Origin of the sequence: Hydrogenophaga sp. (assembly GCF_036675665.1) — a bacterium.
Classification (GTDB): domain Bacteria; phylum Pseudomonadota; class Gammaproteobacteria; order Burkholderiales; family Burkholderiaceae_C; genus Hydrogenophaga.
Map to the genome: position 1 here is coordinate 197,541 of NZ_JAKFEO010000031.1, position 22,564 is coordinate 220,104.

The 22,564-nt window shown below is 67.3% G+C and carries 20 protein-coding genes; 11 read left to right on the plus strand and 9 right to left on the minus strand.

Features of this window, described 5'->3' with window-relative positions; all coding sequences use genetic code 11:
- Positions 1 to 9 precede the first annotated feature (9 nt).
- A complete protein-coding gene (locus V6M63_RS12475) occupies positions 10 to 1,152 on the minus strand; it encodes an OmpP1/FadL family transporter (RefSeq protein WP_332742214.1) in 1,143 nt (380 codons plus the stop codon).
- A gap of 164 nt (positions 1,153 to 1,316) precedes the next feature.
- Between V6M63_RS12475 and V6M63_RS12480 the strand changes: the two genes are divergently transcribed.
- On the plus strand, positions 1,317 to 2,042 hold the full coding sequence (locus tag V6M63_RS12480; protein ID WP_332742216.1) for a TetR/AcrR family transcriptional regulator: 726 nt from the start codon (positions 1,317 to 1,319) through the stop codon (positions 2,040 to 2,042).
- A gap of 12 nt (positions 2,043 to 2,054) precedes the next feature.
- Here the strand turns inward: V6M63_RS12480 and V6M63_RS12485 are convergent, their stop codons facing one another.
- Complete coding sequence (locus V6M63_RS12485; RefSeq protein ID WP_332742218.1) at positions 2,055 to 4,964, minus strand: ATP-binding protein; 2,910 nt, start codon at positions 4,962 to 4,964, stop codon at positions 2,055 to 2,057.
- A 137-nt stretch (positions 4,965 to 5,101) separates the two neighbouring features.
- Between V6M63_RS12485 and V6M63_RS12490 the strand changes: the two genes are divergently transcribed.
- From V6M63_RS12490 to V6M63_RS12525, 8 genes are all read left to right on the plus strand, one after another.
- The gene (locus V6M63_RS12490; protein ID WP_332742220.1) at positions 5,102 to 5,431 is read left to right on the plus strand and encodes a hypothetical protein; all 330 of its coding nucleotides are present in this window, start codon (positions 5,102 to 5,104) and stop codon (positions 5,429 to 5,431) included.
- A gap of 86 nt (positions 5,432 to 5,517) precedes the next feature.
- Positions 5,518 to 5,727: a hypothetical protein gene (locus V6M63_RS12495; RefSeq protein ID WP_332742222.1), complete on the plus strand. Its 210-nt coding sequence runs from the start codon at positions 5,518 to 5,520 to the stop codon at positions 5,725 to 5,727.
- Positions 5,724 to 7,142 carry a TolC family protein gene (locus V6M63_RS12500; RefSeq protein WP_332742224.1) on the plus strand — a complete coding sequence of 473 codons (1,419 nt, stop codon included), beginning with the start codon at positions 5,724 to 5,726 and terminating at the stop codon, positions 7,140 to 7,142. Before V6M63_RS12495 ends, V6M63_RS12500 begins: the two co-directional genes overlap by 4 nt.
- A gap of 58 nt (positions 7,143 to 7,200) precedes the next feature.
- Entirely contained in the window at positions 7,201 to 8,274 is a 1,074-nt protein-coding gene (locus tag V6M63_RS12505) for an efflux RND transporter periplasmic adaptor subunit (RefSeq protein WP_332742226.1), read from the plus strand.
- Positions 8,271 to 11,369, plus strand: coding sequence for an efflux RND transporter permease subunit (locus tag V6M63_RS12510; RefSeq protein ID WP_332742228.1), 3,099 nt, complete (start codon positions 8,271 to 8,273; stop codon positions 11,367 to 11,369). Before V6M63_RS12505 ends, V6M63_RS12510 begins: the two co-directional genes overlap by 4 nt.
- Before the next feature lie 106 nt (positions 11,370 to 11,475).
- Positions 11,476 to 12,210, plus strand: coding sequence for an MgtC/SapB family protein (locus V6M63_RS12515; RefSeq protein ID WP_332742230.1), 735 nt, complete (start codon positions 11,476 to 11,478; stop codon positions 12,208 to 12,210).
- Between the two features lie 36 nt (positions 12,211 to 12,246).
- Positions 12,247 to 13,701 (plus strand): patatin-like phospholipase family protein, encoded by a 1,455-nt coding sequence (locus V6M63_RS12520; RefSeq protein ID WP_332742232.1) that lies wholly within the window; start codon positions 12,247 to 12,249, stop codon positions 13,699 to 13,701.
- Positions 13,698 to 14,405, plus strand: coding sequence for a TetR/AcrR family transcriptional regulator (locus tag V6M63_RS12525; RefSeq protein ID WP_332742234.1), 708 nt, complete (start codon positions 13,698 to 13,700; stop codon positions 14,403 to 14,405). Before V6M63_RS12520 ends, V6M63_RS12525 begins: the two co-directional genes overlap by 4 nt.
- Before the next feature lie 168 nt (positions 14,406 to 14,573).
- Here the strand turns inward: V6M63_RS12525 and V6M63_RS12530 are convergent, their stop codons facing one another.
- The 4 genes from V6M63_RS12530 to V6M63_RS12545 form a co-directional block, all read right to left on the minus strand.
- Positions 14,574 to 15,836 carry a glycerophosphodiester phosphodiesterase family protein gene (locus V6M63_RS12530; RefSeq protein ID WP_332742236.1) on the minus strand — a complete coding sequence of 421 codons (1,263 nt, stop codon included), beginning with the start codon at positions 15,834 to 15,836 and terminating at the stop codon, positions 14,574 to 14,576.
- 100 nt (positions 15,837 to 15,936) lie between these two features.
- Entirely contained in the window at positions 15,937 to 16,725 is a 789-nt protein-coding gene (gene phnE / locus V6M63_RS12535; protein ID WP_332742238.1) for a phosphonate ABC transporter, permease protein PhnE, read from the minus strand.
- Positions 16,694 to 17,479 carry a phosphonate ABC transporter ATP-binding protein gene (locus V6M63_RS12540; RefSeq protein ID WP_332742240.1) on the minus strand — a complete coding sequence of 262 codons (786 nt, stop codon included), beginning with the start codon at positions 17,477 to 17,479 and terminating at the stop codon, positions 16,694 to 16,696. Before V6M63_RS12540 ends, phnE begins: the two co-directional genes overlap by 32 nt.
- The gene (locus V6M63_RS12545) at positions 17,480 to 18,358 is read right to left on the minus strand and encodes a PhnD/SsuA/transferrin family substrate-binding protein (RefSeq protein WP_332742242.1); all 879 of its coding nucleotides are present in this window, start codon (positions 18,356 to 18,358) and stop codon (positions 17,480 to 17,482) included.
- Between the two features lie 173 nt (positions 18,359 to 18,531).
- Between V6M63_RS12545 and V6M63_RS12550 the strand changes: the two genes are divergently transcribed.
- Positions 18,532 to 19,764: an alpha-D-ribose 1-methylphosphonate 5-triphosphate diphosphatase gene (locus V6M63_RS12550; RefSeq protein WP_332742243.1), complete on the plus strand. Its 1,233-nt coding sequence runs from the start codon at positions 18,532 to 18,534 to the stop codon at positions 19,762 to 19,764.
- The gene (locus V6M63_RS12555; RefSeq protein ID WP_332742244.1) at positions 19,761 to 20,555 is read left to right on the plus strand and encodes an endonuclease/exonuclease/phosphatase family protein; all 795 of its coding nucleotides are present in this window, start codon (positions 19,761 to 19,763) and stop codon (positions 20,553 to 20,555) included. The genes V6M63_RS12550 and V6M63_RS12555 overlap by 4 nt, the downstream gene beginning before the upstream one ends.
- On the opposite strand, the gene phnN is transcribed toward V6M63_RS12555, so the two are convergent.
- Genes phnN through phnF form a run of 3 tightly spaced genes read right to left on the minus strand, consistent with a single transcriptional unit; the run spans position 20,531 to position 22,564 of the window.
- The gene (phnN, locus tag V6M63_RS12560; protein ID WP_332742245.1) at positions 20,531 to 21,127 is read right to left on the minus strand and encodes a phosphonate metabolism protein/1,5-bisphosphokinase (PRPP-forming) PhnN; all 597 of its coding nucleotides are present in this window, start codon (positions 21,125 to 21,127) and stop codon (positions 20,531 to 20,533) included. The genes V6M63_RS12555 and phnN overlap by 25 nt on opposite strands.
- Positions 21,124 to 21,831, minus strand: coding sequence for a DUF1045 domain-containing protein (locus V6M63_RS12565; protein ID WP_332742247.1), 708 nt, complete (start codon positions 21,829 to 21,831; stop codon positions 21,124 to 21,126). Before V6M63_RS12565 ends, phnN begins: the two co-directional genes overlap by 4 nt.
- Positions 21,821 to 22,564 carry a phosphonate metabolism transcriptional regulator PhnF gene (gene phnF / locus V6M63_RS12570; protein ID WP_332742249.1) on the minus strand — a complete coding sequence of 248 codons (744 nt, stop codon included), beginning with the start codon at positions 22,562 to 22,564 and terminating at the stop codon, positions 21,821 to 21,823. The genes V6M63_RS12565 and phnF overlap by 11 nt, the downstream gene beginning before the upstream one ends.

Consider the following 22,564-nt stretch of genomic DNA (forward strand, 5'->3'; position numbering starts at 1 on the left):
GGTCTCGCTTCAGAATGTGTGGTGGTAGCCGAGCAGGAACATCCGGACCTTGCTCGTCAGGGAGGTGCCGGTGCTCGCGCCGGTGCCCGTCAGCGTGGTGCGTGGGTTCAGCTCGTAGCCGAGGTTCAATTCCGAGTGCGGGTCGAATCGCAAGCTCAGACCCACGGTGTAGGCTTCCTTGTTGATCGACGGCACGAGCAGGTTCTGCACGGTGCGGGAACTGTCGATCTGGCTGCGATTGCGGCTGTAGCCGGCCCGCACGGTCCAGCGATCGTCAAGCTGCCATGCCGCGCCGAAGCGCAGGACAGGCTGGTTGCGCCAGGCGAAACCGTTCGGGTCCTTCATCGCCTTCATGTCGCCCCAGAGGATGCGCAGCCAGTCAGCCGCCAGGGTGAGCCGTTCGGTGGCCTGCCATGCAACGCCGACGCCGTATTGAGCCGGCACGTCGAGGCGCCCGTCGCTGTAGGCCAGCAAGTCCTGGTCGTAGCCACTGAGTCGGCCCATGCGGACCCGGGACTTCAGGTTGACACCGAGCGACCAGTCGGCCGCCGGCTTCCACAGCAAACCGGCTCTCAGGCCAACGCCATTCGCGGTTTGCCGGCCGCGACCGGAGATCGGCAGCAAGCCGCCGGGCACGGGAGCGGGAACGATCACGCCGTCGGCTTCGAACTGTTGCCGGGCGAGCGTCAGGCCCAGGCCCAGCGCCAGATCGGGCGTGAGCTTCCAGGCCACAGTGGGAATGAATTCCGCGACGCGAAGCGTTGTCTTCGCCGTGCCGGCGCCGGGCACCGGCAGGGCGGCCTGACCGTAGTCGGAGCCCGCGCCAGCACCCGAGACGCTGATGCCGAAAGTGACGGTGGAGTTGAGGTGCCAGTTGAATCCGCCCTCGGGGGCCAGCTCGGTCTGGCGGTTCGCGAGACGATTGCCCGGCAGCACATAGTTCGCGGAAGACTGCCCGCGGAACACCTGCAGGCCGAGCGTCGTGGAGGTCGGCACGAAGGCGATGCCCGCGGGATTGTTCGCCGCGGCCACGGCGTCAAGCGGCAGCGCGATCGAGGCGCCGCCCATGGCCGCGTTCTTGATGCCGTTGCCGCCGGGCAGCGCGCCATTGACCGCCAGCGCGCCGGTGTGGATGGCGGCAACGGTGAGCACTGCTGCGAGTTGAGGGGTTCGGGAGCATCCATTCATGGTGAGGTCCTTCGAGCGGGAAAGGGGTATCGATGAGGTACATAATGAACTAGATGTCATGATGACAAGTATGTCATCATGACGATATTATCGTTTATACCTACCCCGACACTGGGCACAATCCGGCCATGCCAATACACGATCACCGTCAACGCGTTGCAGCCGAGCGCCGCGATCGCATGCGCGCCCGCCTGCTCGCGAGCGCGATGAGGTTGATCGCTGAAAAAGGTCCCGCCGCCACCTCGATCGACGACGTGATATCGGGCGCCGAGGTGTCGCGGGGCACGTTCTACAAATACTTTCCATCGCCCGACGCGTTGGTGCGGGACCTCGCCGTCGAGGTCGCCAACGAGCTGATCCGCATGGCCGAGCCGGTGGTGCAGAGCTACGACGACCCGGCTGAACGGGTGTCCACCGGCCTGCGCATCGTGGCCAGGCTGGCCATTGACCACCCGCTGGCCGCCACCTTCCTGGTGCGGCTCGGGTGGCCGGACGCCCGAAGCCCGAACCTGCTGCTCGACTTTGTGAAGCGGGACCTCGCCGAGGGCATTCGCCTGGAGCGGTTTGCGCGCATGCCCATTGCCCTGGCCCTCAACATCGTGACGGGTGCCGGTCTCGGCGCGACGCATCGCATGCTCGAGCCCGATTGCGAGCCTGACTTCGCGGAACAGAGCGCCGCCGCCGCGCTGCGCGGGCTGGGCCTGGACGCGAGGAGCGCAGCGCGCATCGCCAACAGGCCGTTGAAGCCGGTCGAAGTGCTTTCCGGGGGATTGCTGACCGGGACGCTGGAGACCCTGGAGCCAGACCCGCCGAAATCGACCCGGCGCCTGGCGGGTCGTCAAAAGTCTGGTTGAGGCCCGCGCCGGCTAGGCGTGCCCGGTGGCATCCCGCATCGCCGCGATCCTCGGCGACGGATCCCCGTCGTACAGCGCCAGCAGCTCGCGCAGCCGCGCAGGGTCCGCGGCCGGGTTGTGCAGGCGCTGTGCCGCAGCAAGCGCCAGCAGCTCGAAGAATGCCGATCCCCGTTGACGTGCGCTGGCGATGGCCTCGCGCAAACACGGGGTCGCGGCATCCTGCTGGCCTTCCCGGGCCAGCATCTCCGCGTGCTGCGTCAGCAGCCCCGGCAACACCACGTGCCCGCCGAGGTGCGTGGCCAGCGAGATGCCTTCCTCCACCGACGCACGGGCCAGCCCGACCTGGCCCGCTTCGAGGCAGGCCTGTACATGGTGGTGGTGAAAGCCGCACAGGCCTGAACGCATGCCGAGCTCTTCGGCACTGTGGGCGGCATCTCGCATTTCACGCAGTCCCTCGTCGACCTGTCCGCGCGCCACCAGCGCGCTTCCATGCAACCACGCGAAGTCGCTGCGCGCGGGGGGCAGTCCATGGTCGCGGATCAAGGCGTACAGGCGCTCGGTGAGGTGGTACACGGTATCGAACTCGTGAGCAAGAGCGTGCAGGATGGCCTCCACCGACAGCGCAGTCATTTCGCTCAGCGCATGGCGGCTGGACGCCGCATGCTGTGCCGCATACCGCGCCAGATCGCGTGCACGCCTCGGTTCGCCGGCGAGCCAGCAGGCCAGGGCCAGACCACTCGCGACTTCGACGCCGGGGTCATGGACGTAGTGCGTGGGCGGAAGATGCATGCCCTCGCGCGCATGGATGTTGAAGGCTGTTTCAAGTTCGTCGCGCGCACGCGCGATGTCACCGCTCAGCAGGTTCACGAAGCCCATCGCATTGTGTGCGGCCAAACTCAGTCCGACGTCGCCGCCACCGGCCAGAGCCAGCATCTGGTTTGCCAGCGAGCGCGCATCGCCCAGTTCGCCTCGAGCGTAGTGAACCCACCAGGCGCCTTGCAGTGCGCGCGGCCATGCGGATGCCCCTTCGGCCTGCAGGGCCAAGGCCCGTGCGAACGCTTGCGCCACTCGCGGATCTGCGATGACGTGCATGCGTGTCAAGGCGACACCTTCGAGCACGCGCAATTCGAGTTCGAGCGCCTTGGTCAACTGTCCGGCGCCGAGCAACAGGCCGTGTTGTGCAGCGGCCAGCGCCTCGACTGCAGCGCCGCGCTCCAGCGCCCGCGCCGCGACGATCGAGAGCTGCTCTGCCGCGGGCGCAGGAAGCTGCCCGCGTTCGAAATGCAATGCCAGTTCCGACGCCATCTCGCCGGCCGATGACCCATAGGCCACAGCGAGCGCGGCCGCCCACTGCCTGTGCCACTGAAGCCGTTGTGCCTGCGCGAGTCTCTCGTACAGCACATGGCGGTACATCGTGTGGGCGAACGCGTATCGCGTGCAGATGCGGCCGCCCTCCAGCGATCGCACGCCCGCGCAGCGAAGCCAGCTGACACGCCGGGTGACTTCCTCCAGCAGCCCCTGCAGGTGGTCGGCCGGCATGCCCAGCACCTCCCCGAGCGGTCCGTCCAGAAACTCGACGCCGCTGACACTGGCGGCACCGAGAGCCCGCTGGTGTTCGGCCGGCAGCCGCGCAATCTGGGTCTCGATCAGCGCATGCACATCGCGCGGCACCGGCAATGCGGCCGCGTCGGGAAAACGCCAGCGCCCCCCCTGGCGCGCCAGCGTGCCGTCGCTCACCAGCTCGTCAACCACGTTCACAACGAACAAGGGCAGCCCCGAGGTGTGCGCGTGCAGCGATCGCACGAATGTCTCGGGAGCTTCGTCGTCGAAGCGCGCGGCGAGCAATGCACCGATGTCCGCCTCGGACAGCGATTCCAGATCGATCTCGATGCTCAGGCGGCGCGCACGAAGCTGCTGCCGCAAGCTCCCGAGCGGATGGTCTTCCAGCACCAGCTCGGTCGGGCGCAACGTGCCCAGAACCATCAGGCCCGCCGGCCCGCGGCGGTGCGCCAGGTAGCCGAGCAGCTGCACGGTAGCGTGGTCGCTCCAGTGCAGGTCTTCGAGCACGAGCAACACCGGCGCTTCGCGCGGCATGCGGTCCACCAGCTCTCCGAATTCGCGCAGCATGCGGTCCTGCGTTGCGCCCGCCGCCTCGCGTTGCAGCGTCTGCCGGTCCTCGTCGCTCACGAACCAGGGCATCTGAAGCAGCCAGGTGGGCGCGACTTCGCGCATGGTCCGGATGAGCGTGTCACCTCTGGGCAGGCGGCTGAGTGTGTTCAGCGCTTCGAGAATCGGCATGTACGGCTCGCCGCTGCCGTAGTGTTCGATGCACTGGCCGAAGGCGACGATGGCGCTCGAGGCGGCGACGAAGTGCTCGACCAGCGTGCTCTTGCCCGTGCCCGCCTCGCCCAGCACGAACACGAGCTGGCGCTGCTGGCGTTGCGCCGCAGCCCAGGCTGTGCTCATTTGCGCCAGGGCTCGCTCACGCCCGACGAGCGTCGGATCCAGCGCAGGCGGCGCGCCTGCCGTCACGGGAAGTGTTGCGGCGTTCGTTGTCGTGTTGGCCCGTGTGGCCACGTCCTGCGTGAGTGTGGCGATGAAGCGATAGCCACGGCGGGAAGCGGTCTGGATGATCTGCGGTTCGCGTGCATCGTCGCCCAGCGCCTGGCGTAACTGGCTCACGATGTTCTTGAGTGCCGATTCGTTGAGGTGGTGGTGTCCCCAGACCGCGTCGATCAGCGCGTCCTTCGCCACGAGCTGGCCCGGGCGCCGGGCCAGTTCACACAGCACCTGAAACGCGCGGGGCGGTACCTCCACGGGTTGCCCGTCACGCTCGAGCATGGCTTCGGCTTCGTCGAGCCGGAAGGGCCCGAAGTGGGTGCGAAGCGGTCCGCTGTCCGTCAGTTCCGTCAGTTCCGTCAATTTCGCCACTTCCTTGACGCCACCAAGTCGTCGATACCGAGCCACAAAGTGTGAATTCTAGGCTCGGATACCGGATCGGGACCGAACCGTGACCGCCGCTGTGCGACTTCTGACGGTCCCGCGCCGAGACTACGGTCATGGTACTGAACGTCCATCCCATCTACTCCCCGGTCGGTCGCTGCGTGCCGAGCCTTCATCGTGGTGTGAGTGGGCCACGCCCGGACATCACACAGTCTGATGACTGGAACAGGATCAATGCGCTTTCACCGCGATTGTTCTCGCTGGAGCGAGCGCTGACGGCTGTGGGGCTGGTGACGGCGGGTACGGGCCTGTTGTGCTTGCTTGCATTCGGTGTTGGTTGGTCGCCCTCTTCAGGTTTTCTGGAACTGTGGCTCAGCATGGTGGTTTGCAGTTCTCCTCTGGGTGTGTGGATTCATCGAGCGATCAAGCCGCTCTTCTGGCTTTGAGACCTCGGGGCTCGGATACCGAATCGGGACCGAACCGTGACCGCCGCTGGACGACTTCTGTCGGTGCCACGCCGAGACTACCGGTCATGGTCCTGAACCCTCATCCCATCTACCCCTCCGCCGGTCGTTACGTGTTGCGACTGCATCGCGACGCGCAGCCACAAGGCGGCGGCCTGGTGGGGCGTATCGAGCATGTGACGAGCGGCGACAGCTGCGATTTCGCCAGCAGCGAAGAGCTGCTGGCATGGCTCGAGCGCCGCGCCTCCAACCACCCCTGTCCCAAGGAGAACGAATGAAGAAGCCGCCCCCGACGCGCCTCGCTCTGGCCGCCGCAACGCTGGTTGCCCTGACATTGGCCGGCTGCGCCACGCCGGTCGCACAACATGCCATCGATGTTCCCGCGACATTCGCGGCGGCCACCTCCATCGAAGACGAGCCCGATCTCGCCTGGTGGGAGAGCTTCGGCGATCCCGTGCTCACGCAGCTCGTGCGCCGCGCAGCGAGCGAGAACCGCGACATCAAGATGGCCGCCCAGCGGGTGCGGGCGGCCCGTGCCGGAGAGACGATCAGCCGATCCGCGCTGTTGCCGAGTGTGGGCCTGTCCGCGGAAGGTTCATACAGCGACACGGGTCGCAGCGCGGCCTACAAGGCGCAGAGCCCGGACGCGAGCCGCCAGGCCGTGGGCCTGGACGTCTCGTGGGAGCTGGACATCACCGGTCGTGTGCGGGCCGGTGCCTCCGCCGCCGAGGCTGATGCCATGGCTGCCCAATACGGCGAGCGGGGCGTGCGCCTGCTCGTCGTGAGCGACGTGGCGACGAACTACTTCACGCTGGTGGGCGCGCAACGCCAACTCGATACCGTGCGCGCAATCTCCACCGCGCAGGACGAGACGCTGCGGCTCGTCACGGCCCGCCAGCGCGTGGGTCTGGCGACGGCATTCGATGTCGAGCGTGCGCAGACCGCGGCCTTGCAGGCGCGCGCGGCGATCCCGCCGCTCGAAACGCTGGCAGCGGTGTCAAGGCATCGGATCGCGGTGCTCACTGGCGGCCAGGCGGGGCAGGCGTCGGCCATCGTGCCGTTCAGCGGCGCGGTCGTTGTGCCCGCCACCCGCACAGGCCAACCGGCCTCCCTGCTTGAACGCAGGCCGGATCTGCTTGCGATGAAGGCGCAACTGACAGCGGCGAACTTCCGTCGCCAGCAGGCCGCCGCCGAATGGTTTCCGCGCCTGTTTGTTGGCGCCATGTTTGGCCGCGACAGCCTGGAGCTCAACAGCATCGACATCGGTTCCTCGCGCTTCACCAATGCGTCGGCCCTGCTGGCCATGCCGCTCTTCAATGCCGGGCGCACCCAGGCGATCAACGACATCGCCGAAAGCAGCCAGGCCGAAGCGCTCGCGCGCTACGAAGACGGCATCGTGCGCGCGCTCGAGGATGTCGAGAACTCCCTGGTCGGGCTGCGTGAAGAGCGCACGCGGTCCGAATCGCTCAGTGCTGCGGCCGCGTCGGCGGACGCAGCCCTGGGCCGTGCGCAATCGCTGTTCGAGCGCGGCCAGGTCGACCTGCTGCCGCTGCTCGACGCGCAGCGCGCGCGCCTCTCCGTTCGCCTTGGTGCGAACGAGAGCCAGACCCAGTTGCAACTCGCCAGCGTGCGCCTGTTCAAGGCACTCGGCGGTGGCTGGCAAGCCTTCGAATCCCCTTCCAAAACCCAATGATCGTCATCAGGAGCTGTCCTTGAAAACCACTCACGCCGCGGCCTTGATGGCCATCCCCATGGTGGCCATGCTGGCCGCCTGCAGCCCGAAAACCCCGCCTGCCGAGGTGCTTCGGCCCGTTCGCACCGTCGAACTGCGCTTTGATGCCGCCCAACAGGCGAACCGCTATGCCGCCACCGTGCGTGCACGCCACGAGGTGAACGAAGCGTTCCGCGTCGGCGGCAAGATCGCGCAACGCAAGGTCGAGGTGGGCCAGGTCGTCCGCGCGGGCGACGTTCTCGCCGTGATCGAAGACATCGACTACAAGCTGGCCGCGGACGCTGCCCAGCAGGCTGCAGCCGCAGCCGCATCGCAGGCACGCCAGGCCGAATCGGATCACAAGCGCCTCGAGGCGCTGAAGGTCGATGGCTCGGTCAGCGAATCCGACGGCGAACGGGCACGCACCGCCGCGGTGACCGCGCAGGCCAACGCCGAAGCGGAAACGAAGAAGCTCGACATCGCACGCAACCGGCTGAAGTACACCGTGCTGCGCGCCTCGCGCAACGGCGTTGTCACCGACGTGAGCTTCCAGGTCGGTCAGGTGGTCGCCGAAGGGCTGCCGGTCCTCTCGATCGCGGGAGACAGCGAGCCCGAGATCGTGGTGGACGTGCCGGAAGACCAGGTGGCCAGGTTCCGCAAGGCGCAGTTCAAGGCGGCGCTCGCGAGCGCGCCGGATGAAACGTTTGACGTGGTGCTGCGTGAGCTTGCGCCGCAAGCCGCCGCGCAGACACGCACGTACCGGGCGCGCCTGAAGCCTGCCTCGGCCCGCATGCTGCCGCTGGGCGCAACGGCCACGCTGCTCGCCCAGCGCCCGGTTGCGCAATCGCAAGTGGCGGCCATTCCGGCAACCGCGATCACGCAAGACAACGGCCAGCCGGCGGTGTGGGTCGTGCGCAGCACGAAGGAAGAAGCCTCGGCGACCGTGGAACTCGCAAGCGTCAAGGTCAACGGATTCGCCAACGAACAGGTGTTCGTCTCCGGGCTGCCGGCGGGAACGCTCGTGGTGACGGCCGGTGTGCAGAAGATGTCGCCCGGCCTGCGAGTGGCAGTGCCGACCGCAGCCGAAGCCAACGCGCAGGTGGCCACAAAATGAAATCCTTCAACCTCACCGAATGGGCGCTCGGCCACCGCGCCGTCGTCCTGTTCCTGCTCATCGTCGTCGCGGTGGCCGGCGCGTTCAGTTTCACCAAGCTGGGCCAGCTCGAAGACCCGAACTTCTCGGTGCCGTCGATGACCGCCGGTGTCGTCTGGCCGGGCGCGACCGCCCAGCAGATGCAGGACGAAGTGCTCAACCGCATGGAGAAGAAGCTCGAGCAGATCGACAACTTCGACAAGGTGGTCACCTTTGCCCGGCAGGGCTACGGCGGCATGACCCTCACCGTGAAGGGCGGCACGTCGAAGGCAGATCAGGCCGAGGCCTGGTACCAGGCGCGCAAGAAGCTCAATGACCTGAGTCTGGAACTGCCCGAAGGCGTGATCGGCCCGATCGTCAACGACGAATACGGCGATGTCTACGGATTGATGTACGCCGTCAAGGGCGACGGTGTGAACCACGCCGATCTGTCGGATGCGGCCGAGGGCATCAAGCGCAGCATGCTCAAGGTACCGATGGTCAAGAAGGTCGACGTGATCGGCAAGCAGACCAAGCGGGTCTTTGTGGAGTTCTCGCACGAGCGCCTGGCCGCGCTGGGCATCACGCCGCTGGCGATCGCCGAGAGCCTGAAGAGCCAGAATGCGATGCTGCCCGCGGGCCAGATCGACACCGAGGGTGACCGCGTGATGGTGCGCGTGAGCGGTCAGTTCAAGAGCGACGACGACATCCGCAACGTGCCGATCACGGCCGGCGGCCGCACGATCAAGCTCGGCGACATCGCGACCGTGCAGCGCGGGTATGAAGACCCGCCGAGCTACACCGTGCGCCACAACGGCGAGCCGGTGCTGATGGTGGGCATCTCGATGACCGATGACGGCAACATCGTCGAGCTCGGCACGGCCATGCACAGCGCGGTCGAGAAAATCCAGTCCGAACTGCCGCACGGCGTTGAGCTCGAGCGCGTGGCCGACCAGCCCACCACCGTGAAAGACGCGATCTGGGACTTCGAACGCTCACTGGCGGAGGCGCTGATCATCGTGATCGCCGTGAGCCTGGCCAGCCTGGGCTGGCGCTCCGGCCTGGTCGTGGCGACCTCGGTGCCGCTGGTGCTGGGCGGCGTGGCGCTGCTGATGCTGGCGATGGGCTGGAATCTCGAGCGCATCTCGCTCGGCTCGCTCATCATCGCGCTGGGTCTGCTGGTGGACGACGCGATCATCGCCATCGAGATGATGGTGGTGAAGATGGAGGCCGGCTGGGACCAGCACAAGGCGGCCGTGTTTTCCTACCAGGCCACCGCGATGCCGCGCCTGACCGGCGCACTGATCACCGCTGCCGGCTTCCTGCCGATCGGTTTGTCGCAGTCAACCACCGGCGAGTACGCGGGCGGCATCTTCTGGATCGTCGGCGCCGCGGTGCTGCTGTCGTGGATCTGCTCAGGGATTTTCACGCCTTACCTCGCGATGAAGATCCTGCCCAAGGACATGGGCCAGCACCACCATGCCGGTGACCCGTACGACACCAGGTTCTATCGCAGGCTGCGCGGATGGATCGACGGCGCAATCGAGCGCCGCTGGCTGGTGATCGGCACGACGGTCGCCGCCCTGGCCCTCGCGCTGGTGGCCACCCGGCTGGTGCCGGAGCAGTTCTTCCCCAACAGCTCGCGGCCCGAGCTGGTCATCGACCTGCGCCTGAAGGAAGGCTCATCCTTCGCGGCGACGACCGAGCAGGTGAAGAAGATGGAAGCGGTGCTGTCCAAGGACGAGGACGTCAAGTTCTTCACCGCCTACACCGGTGCCGGCGCGCCCCGCTTCTACCTGGCACTCAACCCCGAGCTGCCGAACACGGGTTATGCCCAGTTGATCGTGATGACGCACGACCTGGAAGCGCGTGAGCGTGTGCGCTCGAGGCTGATGGCGTCGGCCGACCAGCAGTTCCCGCAGGCCTGGGTTCGCGTGACCCGACTGGAGCTGGGCCCACCGGTCGGCTTCCCGGTGCAGTTTCGCGTGGTCGGCCCCGACACACAGATGGTGCGCAAGATCGCCCGCGAGGTGGAGGCGGTGGTGGCGTCCAGCCCGAAGGTGCGTGATGTGCAGCTCGACTGGAACGACCCGGTGCGCGCCATGAAGGTGCAGATCGACCAGGACAAGGCGCGAGCGCTCGGCCTCACGCCGACCGACGTCTCGATGGTGACCCAGACCGTGATGAATGGCGCCACCCTGTCGCAACTGCGTGAGCGCGAGGACCTGATCGACATCGTGGCCCGTGCCGTGCCGCAGGAGCGTCTGAGCCTGGACACGCTGAAGGACATCAACCTCTACACCCGCCAGGGCACGGTCGTGCCGCTGTCGCAGGTGGCGACGGTCCAGCACGAGCTGGAAGAGCCGGTGCTGTGGCGCCGCAACCGCGACATGGCCATCACCGTGCGCGCCGACGTGAAGGACGGCGAGCAGGGCGTGACCGCGACGCAGGAGATCCGACCGATGCTGAAGGACATCCAGGCCAAGCTGCCGTCGGGCTACCGCATCGACGTGGGCGGCGCGGTGGAGGAGAGCGCCAAGGCCAACGACGCGTTGCTGGCCGTGGTCCCCCTGATGCTCGGCACCATCATGCTGCTGCTGATGCTGCAGTTGCAGGACTTCTCCCGCATGTGGATGGTGCTGCTGACGGCGCCGCTCGGCCTGATCGGTGTGGTGCCCGCGCTGCTGGCGTTCCAGGCGCCGCTGGGCTTCGTCGCGATCCTCGGCATCATCGCGCTCGGCGGGATGATCATGCGCAACTCGGTGATCCTGATCGACCAGATCCAGATCGAGATCAACGAGGGCCGCGATCCGTGGAACGCAGTGCTCGACGCCGCGATCCACCGGACCCGCCCGGTGGTGCTGGCGGCCGCAGCCGCGGTGCTCGCGATGATCCCGCTGACGAGCAGCGTGTTCTGGGGACCCATGGCGATCGCCATCATGGGCGGTCTGACCGTCGCGACCCTGCTCACGATCTTCTTCGTGCCGGCGCTCTACGCCGCGTGGTTCAAGGTCCGCCGCCATCAGCCGGCTGATGGCACCGACCCGACCCAGGGCCAACTGGTGCCAGCTGCCTGACGACCCTGACGACCCTGGCGCCCTTCGCCCCCGAATCGACTGTGTCGAGTCGGGGGCGATGCCATTCCATCCATCCAGGCCGGCAACCCCCTCCGACAGCACCGCCATGCTCGATCACCTTTCAGACTATTGGAGCAGCAGCTTCCTGGCCGCCAACGCGTTCATCGCGCTCAACCTGGTGGGCGCCCTGTTGCTGGGCATGCTGGTGGGCTACGAACGCTCGTACAACGGCCGCGCGGCCGGCATGCGCACTTACGGCCTGGTCTGCATGGCCTCGACGGCACTCACGGTCTTCGTCGGCCTTCCCGCTTGGTGGTACGGCGGTGCGGGCGCCGCGTTGCAGGTCGACCCCACCCGCGTGGTGCAGGGGGTGGTCACCGGCGTCGGCTTCCTGTGTGCGGGCGTCATCTTCAAGGACGGGCTCAGCATCAGCGGGCTCACCACCGCAGCGTCCCTCTGGGCCGCCGCCGCCATCGGCGTGTTGCTGGGGGTGGGCTTTTATGCGGCCGCGCTGTTGATGGCGCTGCTGTGCATGTTGTCGATGTCGGCGCTGCAACGGCTGGAGGCCTGGTTGCCGGGCCGCACGACGCTGGAGGTGTGTCTCACCTTTCGCGCCGCCGGTCTGCCGAGCTTCCAGACGCTGGCGCAGGCGGCAGAGGACCGCGGCTACCGCGTGCTGCACGAGAGCCTGCGCATCACCTTCGCCAACAGCCAGCCGGTGTGGCGCTTCTGCGTGGTGGCGCCGGACCGCGCGCGGGCCACTTCGCCCGCGGCGCTGGCCGAGGACCTGGCCCGCACCGAGGGCGTCGACGGGTTCAGCCTCGTGCCCTTTCGCAACTGAACTTTCCTGTTCGATTCCAACTGATATCAGCGAGCGATGAAACCATTCAAATTCCGGCAACGGACGCGCACGTTGCTCGTGTGCACAGCGGTCCTGCTGCTGAGCGCCTGCTCGACGGCGCGGCCCTGGATCAATCAGCCCTTCGCGGCGGCGTCGCCCGTCCCATCCTCGACGCCGATCGTGGTTCCGGTCGTCGACGCCCATGAGCCAGCGCCCACGATCGTCGCCGCGGTCACGCTGTCAGGCGGCGGCGCGCGCGCCGCCGCCTTCGGTCTGGGTGTGCTCGAAGAACTGAAGGCCACGCAATTCAAGCTGGACGGTCGACCGACGACCTTGCTTGACGAGGTGGGGCTGGTCAGCGGCGTGTCGGGCGGCAGCATCCTCGCGGGGTACTACGCGGCCTTCGGCGACGACGTCTTCACGCGCTTCGAGCGCGATTTCCTGCTCGTGAACTTTCAGTCCAACCTGATCCATGACCTTCTTCTGACACCGCGCACCGCCTACCAGCTCTCATCGCCCTGGTACGGCCGCAGCAACGTCCTGGCGCGACAGCTCGACACCGTCTTCCAAGGCAAGACCTTCGGTGATCTGCGGGCGCAATCCTCGCGGCGGCGCCTGCTCGTCACCGCCACCGACCTGACCACCGGTGCGCCGTTCGAGTTCACGCCCGAGCAGTTCGCGCTGATCTGCTCCGACCTCGACAGCGTGCCGCTGTCCTTTGCGGTCGCGGCTTCGTCCTCGGTGCCGCTGCTGCTGAGCCCGATGACGGTCAAGAACTATGCCGGCAGTTGCCAGCCACCCGCGCCCTTGAACGCAGCGCATCAGGCCGATCCGAACCTCTCGGCCCGTGTGCTGCAGCTCATCGCCGGCTCCTATCAGAACGCGGAGGAACGGCCGTACATCCATCTCGTCGACGGAGGGGTCGTCGACAACCTGGGCGTGCGCAGCCTGATGGACCGTGTTGTCGCCGCCGGCTCGCTGGGCGCCACCTTCGGCGGACTGCCACCGGGCTCGGTGCACAAGATCGTGCTGATCAGCGTGAACTCCGAGCGCGACACGACCGACCGCATCGACAAGAGCGACCGTGTGCCAAAAGCGTCGCAGGTGCTGGACTCGCTGGTGTTCGGCGCCGGCGCACGGCTGACGATCGAGACCACCATGATGATGAGCGACGTCACGCGTCGCCTGTCCGAGGAGTTGCAGGCTGCCCGCAGCCAGCCGGGCAGTCCGTTCGCACCCGACGCCGAGATCCACGTGATCAACGTCAGCCTGCACGACCTCCAGGATCCCGGACTCCGACACGCGGTGCTGCGCGTGCCGACCGCCCTGACGATCCTGCCGGGACAGGTGCGCGAGCTCAGGACCGCCGGTCGCGCGGCGCTGCGCGAATCGCCCGCCTTTCAGCGTTTGCAGCGCAGCCTGGACGCCAGCGCCGGAACCATGGAGCACCAGGATTCGCCGGAGGCTGTGGCCCAGGGGAGTGCGCAGTGACAACCGACACGAACCCACCAGCCGTCACCCGTGCCCGTCGCAGACGCAAGCATGCGCGCGCTAGTGAACTGCGCGACGCGGCACTCGCGCTGTTTGTCGAGAAGGGATTCGACGCCACGCGGATCGAAGAGATTGCCGCCCGGGCAGGCATCTCAAAGGGAACGCTGTATTTGTACTATCCCAGCAAGGAGATGCTGCTCCAGGCGGCCATCGTCTCACCCACGTTGGCAGCACTCAGCAAGGTTTGCCCCCCGGCCGGGCGTGATGGCACCAGCGCCGACGTGTTGCGCCGCACGTTGTCCGATGTCTGGACGCATCTTCAGGACGAGACCGTCGGTAGCGTCCTGAAGTTGGCGATTGCCGAGACACGGCGATTCCCCGAGATCATGGAAGGCTGGCTGAGTGGGGTGGTGACGCCCTTGCGCTCGTTGATCGTCGAGGTGGTCCTTCAAGGCATGGACAACGGCGAGTTTCGGCAGATGGATGCGCAGGTCGTGGCGCATTCCCTGCTGCTGCCCATGTTCATGTTGTGCCTTCAGCAAAGCGTGATGGACACGGGAACCCTGGCAGACCGACGCCTGGACGAAGGGTTCATTCCGTTGCACGTCGAGCTTGTGATCCAGGGGCTTGCTCCTGATCCTGGTCATCCGGGCGCACGCTCTGCAAGCAGAGCATTTTCGTCGCAGTGGGCCTCTCGTCCCTGACAGGCGTTTGACAACCGCCGGTATTCACCTGGACAACGACATGATCCACAACGATCCGACAGCCACAGCGGAGGACGCCCGTGGGCCGAGTCCAGCCCCGGCCATGGCGCTACCTTCTACATCCACCTTGCCGCGGTGGCCTGAGGCCACGCGCGCAGATGACACTGCCTACCGCTGGTTGGCGCAGTTCGCGTAGAACGTGGTCGTGGCCGGCCAGTCCGAGAACACGCCGATGACACCCACATCACGCGCGAGCACGTCGAGCACGCGCAGCATGTCGCCCTCGGTCTTGATGGCCGAGTCGAACGTCTGGTAGTAGAAGCCGTTGTTGCCATCGGCCAGCAGGCCGGAGCGCTCCAGGGTCCAGGTGATGATGTCCAGGCCGGCCGAGCGCGCGTTGCGCGCGTACTGCGAGGGAACGATCCGGCCCGATGCGTCGGCGCTCAGCAGCGCGAAGATCGGGGGCGCCACGATGTTGATGCCCTGGCTCTTGTAGTTCACCAGCTCGGCCTGGCTGGGAAGATCGGCCACGGTGTTGGCGTCGTCGAGGTACACGGCCTGACGCCCGAAGGCGCGCTCGTTGCGCACCCAGTACAGCACGTCGCGCACGTCGAACGACTGCGGCCACACCCGGTTGGGGTGCACGCCCGCGCGCTTGTATTCGTCGATCATCTTCTGCGCGTAGGCCTCTTGCGTGAACCCTTCGAAAGGCATGGTCACGCTGGCGCTCTTGAGCTCGGGCGTCATCTTCACACCGAGTTGCTTGAACAGCTCGATGCTTTCCTGGTGCGTCATCAAGGTGCCGCTGGTCGGGCCCGAATACAGGTCGGTGCGCCAGTTGGCGGTCCCGCCCAGGTATTCGTCGACCGTGCGAGCGCGGGGATTGAACGCATCCATCTTGCCGCGCAGGGTCTTGAACTCGGCCAGGGTGATGTCGCTGGTGCGGCATTCGGCGGTGGCCGGCGTCAGCAGGTTGCCGCTGGCGTCCAGTGTGGCGGGCACGAAGGCTTGCGTGCATTTGCTGGCCAGCGGTGTGGCCAGGATGTTGGTGGTGGTGTGGAGGTCGTTCTGCGCGTGGCGGCAGACCAGTTCCTTGTCCTTGGTGAAGGTCACGTCGCATTCGACGATGCCGGCGCCCATGCGGGCGGCCGCCACGTACGACTCCATCGTGTGTTCCGGGAACTGCATGGCCGCCCCGCGGTGACCGATGGAGAAGTCCCGTGCCGTGAAATGGCCTCTGCGGGCGCACTGCTGCAACTCCCGCTTCAACGGGCTGTCCGTCATGTCGTCCACCAGAAAGAAGGGGCGCTGACCCAACTGGACATGGCTGGCGTGCTCAACCTCGTGAATGGGCTTGTTGTGCCGTGGTGAAGCGGCAAGGATGGTGCTGGACAGGCTCAGCAGAACGCAGCCGAGAATGAAACGTCGCATGGTTACCCCTTGGGTGGATGAAGGAAAGGTGAGCGCTCCGCGGGCGAAGCGCTCAGGCCATGCTAGAGAGCCTGTGTGGCAGATTCATGGCAGAGCAGCCTTACATCACGCGCCTGCGCAGCACCGCGCTGACGCGTTCGACCACCAGCACCAGCGCGAAGATGGCCAGGATGATGGTGGCCGCCTCGTCGTAGCTGAACAAGTCCATCGCGACCTTGAGCTCGATGCCGATGCCGCCCGCGCCGACCAGGCCCAGAATGACCGAGGAGCGCGTGGCCTTTTCCAGGCTGAAGAGCGAGGTGTTGATGAACGAAGGCAATGCCGCCGGAATCACCGCGCACATGATGATCGAGGGCTTGCTCGCGCCCATGGCCGACAGCGCCTCTTGCGGGCCGCGGTCCACTTCTTCCATGGCCTCGGCGAAGAAGCGGCCGCAGAACCCGATCTTGTCCACGACGAGTGCCAGCGTGCCTGCGAACGGGCCGAGTCCCACGGACACCACGAAGAGCAGCGCCCACACCAGATCGGGCACGGTGCGAAAGAACGCGATGAGCGTGCGCGCTGCGTGGTACACGGCCGGATGCGGCGAGAGGTGCGGCGTGGCCAGCACGGCGATGGGCACGCTCAGCAGCACACCCACCACGGTTCCCACCAATGCCATCTGAAAGGTTTCCAGCAGGGCGCGACCCACCGCCTCCAGCCGGGCGGTCGAAGGCGGCAGCATCTCGCCCACCAGGCGCCCCATCTGGGGGAAGCCTTCGAAGAAGTCGGTGAGCGAGACACCCGTGCCCTGCAGGGACCACACGAAGAAGGCGCCGGCAACGGTGCAAGCCACGAAGGTGCCCGCGCTCATGCGCTCAAAGCGCTGTGGCGGTGCGTGTGTCGGCATGGGTGGTCGGGGTGTCATAGAGGCGTCTGAGGACGAGCGCATCGGTCTGGTGGGACGGGGTGTCCTTGACGATGCGACCGCGATTGAGAGCGATCACGCGGTCTGCGTAGCGCAGCGCGTGGCCCAGGTCGTGTGAGGTGAACAGCAGGGTCAGGCCGTCGCGCTCCACCAGGCTCGCGAAGAGCCCCATCACCTCGTCACCCGAGACCGGGTCCAGGCTGGCCGCCGGTTCGTCGGCGACGAGGAAGCGCGGGCGTTGCATCAGCGCACGCGCCACCGCCACACGCTGGGACTGTCCGCCCGAGAGGCGATCGGCCCGCTGCAGCGCATGCTCGGCCAGACCCACGCGTTCCAGGCAATGCATCGCCTCCTCGCGCAACTGCCGGGGCGCCGTGCCCTGGAACCAGGCCTGGCCAACCGGGGCGCGGGTCAATGCCCCGTGCAGCACGTTGGACAGCGCCGAGAGGCGAGGCACCAGGTTGTGCTTCTGAAACACAAAACCCACCTGCGCGCGAAGCGCCCTGAGGCTTTTGGCCGATTGCGCGTGCAACGATTCACCGAAGAGTTGCACCGTGCCCTGGTCGGGCGCGATCAGGTGCATGCAGCAGCGCAGCAGCGTGGACTTGCCCGCGCCGTTGGAGCCGATCAGTGCCAGCGACTGCCCGGCCGGCACCGAGAAACTGATGTCGGTGAGGACCGGCGCACCGGTGATGAAGGCCTTGCCCACGCCGCGCACCAGCAGGTCGGGTGTCATTCAATCCCCCACGAAGGTGGCGAACTGCGGCTGGCCGATGGTGGCGTACATCTTGCGCACGTAGTTGTAGTCGCTGTCGGCGACGGTGGGGATGAAGGCCATGCCCCGGAATTTCTGGTTTTCGTCGGGTCCCAGCAGCACGGCGCTGATGAGTGCTTCGCTGTTCTCGCTGAACACCTTCTTCATGTTGCTCACCACCGCGTCGGGCACGTGGGCCCCGGCCAGCAGCACGTCGTTGGGCAGATCGCGGCCCCGGGCGATCACCTTGAACACGACGTCCGGAAACTTCTTGCTCAGACCGGGCAGGTCGGTGCGGTTGATGCCGATGGCGGCCACGTCGCCACGCTTCATGGCTTCCACCGCCACGTTGCGGTTGATGTGCATCACCTGCACGTCACGCTGCGGCTGCAGGCCCAGATCGGCCAGCACCTGGATGGGTGCGAGGTGGCGCGAGGTGGACCCCACGTCACCCAGGGCCACCTTCTTGCCCTTGAGGTCTTCCACGCCGTCCACGCCCGAGCCCACGAGCGTCACCACCGATCCGTAGTACTCCGGCCGGCTGAAGCCCACGACCAGCTTGGCGTCGGTGCGCTTCTTGAACACCACGTACTCGGCCGGGCCGGTCAGCACGAGGTCGATCTTCTTCGCGTTCAGCGCTTCCACCGCCGCGGTGCGGTTGGGCACGGGAAACAGCTCGACCTTCATGCCCGACTTGTCGGACAGGATTTTCTGGAACGGTGCGTACTCGCGCTGGAGGTTCTCCAGACCAACAATGTCGGTCACGGCGATGCGCAAGGTCTGGGCACTGGCGGCCAGGGTCGTGGCCAGGCCCAGCGTGAGGGTGGCCAGCAGGCGGGTGGCTCGGAACACAGGTTTCATGGGGAGTTTCTCCAAGTTGGTTAGACAACTTCCCTAGGTTCTGCGCGTCGCATGACAGCCCCGTGGAGCGGACGTGAATCTTTCGTGACATCGCTGTCGTCGGCGCCAGCGTCGTCGTTCTGTCATCTGGAACCGCCACCATGTTGCTTTGAGTTGTCTAGACAGGAAATGGCATGTTGAACAGACGAAGCTGGGCGATCGTGGGTGGCAGGACCTTGCTGCCCACCGGGTGGGAAGACGACGCTGTCGTGCTGATCGAGGACGGTGTGATCACGGACATCGCCGATGGCACGCGGGGCCACCCGGTGCTGGAAGCCGGTGGGCGCCTGGTGCTGCCGGGCATGATCGACCTGCATGGCGACGCCTTCGAGCGCCAGCTCATGCCCCGCCCCGGTGTGCACTTCGACATGCGCATCGCCCTGGCCGACACCGACCGACAGCTCGTGGCCAACGGCATTTCCACTGCCTTCCATGGTGTGACCCATTCGTGGGAACCCGGCTTGCGCAGCCGCGACAGCCTGGTGGCGCTGATGGAGGCGCTGGAGTCGGCGCGCACGCACCTGGCCTGCGACACGCGCCTGCATCTGCGCCAGGAGACCTTCAACCTCGATGGCGAGGCCGACGCCCTGCGCTGGCTGGCGCAGGGCCGGGTGGCGCTGTTGGCCTTCAACGACCACACGGCCGACATCGTGAAAAAGCTGGACAAGCCGCTGGAGGCCATGACGGTGCTGCAGCGCACCGGCCTGGGTGCCGATGCACTGAGGCAACTGGCCCACCGTGTGGCATCGCGCGCCAGCGAGGTGCCTGCGTCCATCGAACGCCTGGCCGCAGCGGCGGTGGCCGCGGGCGTGCCGCAGGCTTCGCACGACGACATGACCGCCGACATCCGGCACTGGTACCAGGGCCTGGCCTGCAGCATCTCGGAGTTTCCCAAGAACCGCGAAACCGCCCGTGTGGCGCGCGCCCTGGGCAACCACGTGGTGTTCGGCTCGCCCAATGTGGTGCGCGGCGGCAGCCACCAGAGCAACGCCGTGGGCGCCGCCACCATGGTGGCCGAAGGTCTGTGCACCGTGCTCACCTCCGACTACTACTACCCCGCCATGCTGCAGGCCCCGTTTCGACTGGCGGCCGACGGTGCCTGCAGCTTCGAAGACGCCTGGGCGCTGGTCTCCAGCAACCCTGCGGACGCGGCGCGCCTGCACGACCGTGGCCACCTCGCGGTGGGTCAGCGTGCCGATGTGCTGGTGGTCGAACCGCCGGCCGCCATGCCGGCACGCGTGGCCCTGCACCTGATTGCCGGTCGTCTGGCGCATGCCGCGCTGGGGGCGCCTATGGCACTGCCAGCCGCGCCCCGCCACAAGGCCGCCACCCCCATGCCCGAGGCGGTGGGCTGGGTCGAACCTTGAGCAGTGCCGGCTTCAGTCTGCTCACGCTCAACAGCTGGAAGTGCGACGGGCACTACGCCCAGCGCATAGGGCTGTTGGCGCAGGGCGTGATCGACCTGGCGCCCGATGTGGTGGCCTTGCAGGAAGCGTTTGTGGCCGAAGACGGCAGCGCGGACACCGCAGGGCGGTTGGCCGCCGCCACCGGCCTGCGCGCCGTGCAGGCGCTGGCCAGGCCCAAGTTGCGCTCGTTTGCCGGCCGTCAGGTGCCAAGCTTCTCCGGCCAGGCCGTGCTGACCCGCGTCACGGTGCTGCGGGTGGACAACGTGGTGTTGCCGTCGAGCGAGGCCGATGGCGGTCGCATGGCCCAGGTGGTCCAGCTGCGGGTGGGCGCACACCCTGTCACCGTGGCGAATGTGCACCTCAGCCATCTGCGGGGTGGGGTCGGTGATGCGCTGCGCCAGCGCCAGTTGCAGGCCGTGTTGGAGCATCTGAACCAGATCGGGCCGGCATCGCTCACGCTGGTCTGTGGTGACTTCAACGATCCGCTGGAGGCACCGGCGCTGCGCGATTTCACGGGTGCACCGTGGCACTTGCAGGACAGCTTTGAACTGGCCGGCCAAGTCCGCGAGCCCACCTGTGTCGATGCGTCAGGCCAGGGGCAGGTGCTGGACCACGTGCTGGTGGTTCCCTCGCTCAGTCGCGCCACGGTGCAGATGACGGCGGCCACCGTGCTGCGCGTTGACCGACCCGATGCGCGCGGCATCACGCCCAGCGACCACAGCGGGCTTCAGATCACCTGCCGGCTGTCCTGAGCTTGAGCGGTCACGTCGCCCCGCGGGGTCGGCAGCGAGAACAGGTGTGACTTCAGGCGTTGACCGGCGCTCTCCAGGTCGGCGTCGTTCGTGAGGCAGAACGCGTCCGCCGGGGCGTCGAACGCCAGCGCGCGGTGCAGGCGCGCTTCCACCTCGGCATTCGACTCGCGCTGGCGCGCACGCAGGCGCTGGCGCAACACGCCGGCCGTGGCGTGCACGTGCACGGCGCTCAAACCCGGGTAGCGCTGTTGCGCCTGCGCCAGGTGAGCACGGGAGCCACTCACCAGCACCCAGGCGCCGGTGGCCAGCGCCGCGAATTCCTGTGTGCGAATGCCGTACTGCAGGCCGTTGGCGGACCAATGCAGGGCAAAGGCGTTGGCTTCGAGCAATGCGGCGAAGGCGGGCGCATCCACGGCTTCGTGATCTTCGCCCCCCGCCGAGGCGGGGCGCGTCACGGTGCGCCGGGCCAGATGCAGTCGGGTGTGCGCGGGCGGGTGTTGCACCAGCCATTGCAGCAGGCTGTCCTTGCCCGCACCGGAGGGGCCCACCACGTAGACGAGGCGTTGGTTCATGCGGACAGCCCCCAGTGCCGGTGCAGCTGGAAATCGGCACCCGGCGTGGGCTCGATGAAGATCGCAATGCTGTTCAGCGGCTCGGGCGGCAGGTGGTTGAACGTGCGACCAGCCGCTTGCATCAAGGCCTCTCGAGACCCGGCGTCCAGCCCATCCAGCGGACCGGTCAACGAGCAATGGAAACGGAACTCGTCGAACACCCAGGGATAGCCCCAGCGTTGGAGCAGGGCGTCCTGCTGCGGTGTGAGCGGTGCGCGTCGGCGGCGCTGCAGGTCCTCGGTCGACAGGGGTCGGCTGAGCGGTTGCAGCGCTTCCACGCACGCGGCAGCCAGCGCGTTGGCAGCCGCCGGCTCGCCTTGTGGGCGCAGGGCCAGGAAGTTGCCCAGGGGCTCCACCCGCAGCGCGGGCATCAGGCCCGCCTTGAACTCGCCTGCGAGCGTCTGCACGGCCTCGTCCACGTCCTTCAGGTGGATGCCTTCGCGCAGCCGGAAGGGCGGCTTCAGCGTGGCGTGCCAGCCATAGCGGCGCGGCTCGGCCGTGAGCGCCTCGAAGGATTCGGTGGCGATGCCGTCGACGGCCGGTTGGGTCCATCGCTCGCCCGTGGCCGCGTCGCGGCCCAGCCATTGGCAGCCCGCCTGCCACAGCGCGCTCTCGGGCCGGGGCGCCCAGTACAGCGCGACCCGGTGCGGTTGTTCATTCGCCATCGTGGTTCACCGTCAGCGTGACCCGATCGCCGGCGAACCAGGTCTCGGCGTATTCGATCGGCAGGCCCTGCATGTCGGTGTTGACCTTGGTGACGTACAGCGATGGTCGCGCCGTGCCCTGGCGCAAGTGCCCGGCGATGCGCGCATCCGGCAGCCGGGCGCTGATGCGGCTCTCGTGGCGGATGTAGTCGTTCACCCCGAGCGTGGTGAAGGCCGCGGTGATCGACCCGGTCTCGCGCACGACCTCGGCCAGCCCCTGAAAGCGGGGCAGGGGAAAGTACCGGTCGCTCACGTGCAGCGGCTGGCCCGCACCTTCGCCCAGCACCAGCAGGTGCAGCAGCGGACTGCGCGCGGGCACCTTCAGCGCACGCGCCTGGTCGGCCGTGGCGCGCGTGCGTTCGTCGTGCAGCACCACCAGACCACCACGCAAACCCGCCTGTGCCAGGTTCTGCCGGTGCCGCGTGCGCTTGCCGATCGCCAGATCGACCGCGAAATCTTCGACATAGGTGCCGCTGCCCTGCTCGGCGCGCACCAGGCCGCGCTGCACCAGCGCGGCCAGCGAGCGGCGGATGGTGTGGCGGTTCACCCCGAAGCGCTCGGCCAGCGAGTGCTCGGAAGGCAGGCGCTCGCCCGGTGGGTACACGCCCTGGCCGATCGCCTGGGCGATCTCGTTGGCGATCTGTGTCCAGAAATGTTCGCCGGTCTCGATGGTGGTTGTGAGTGGGTTTGTCAT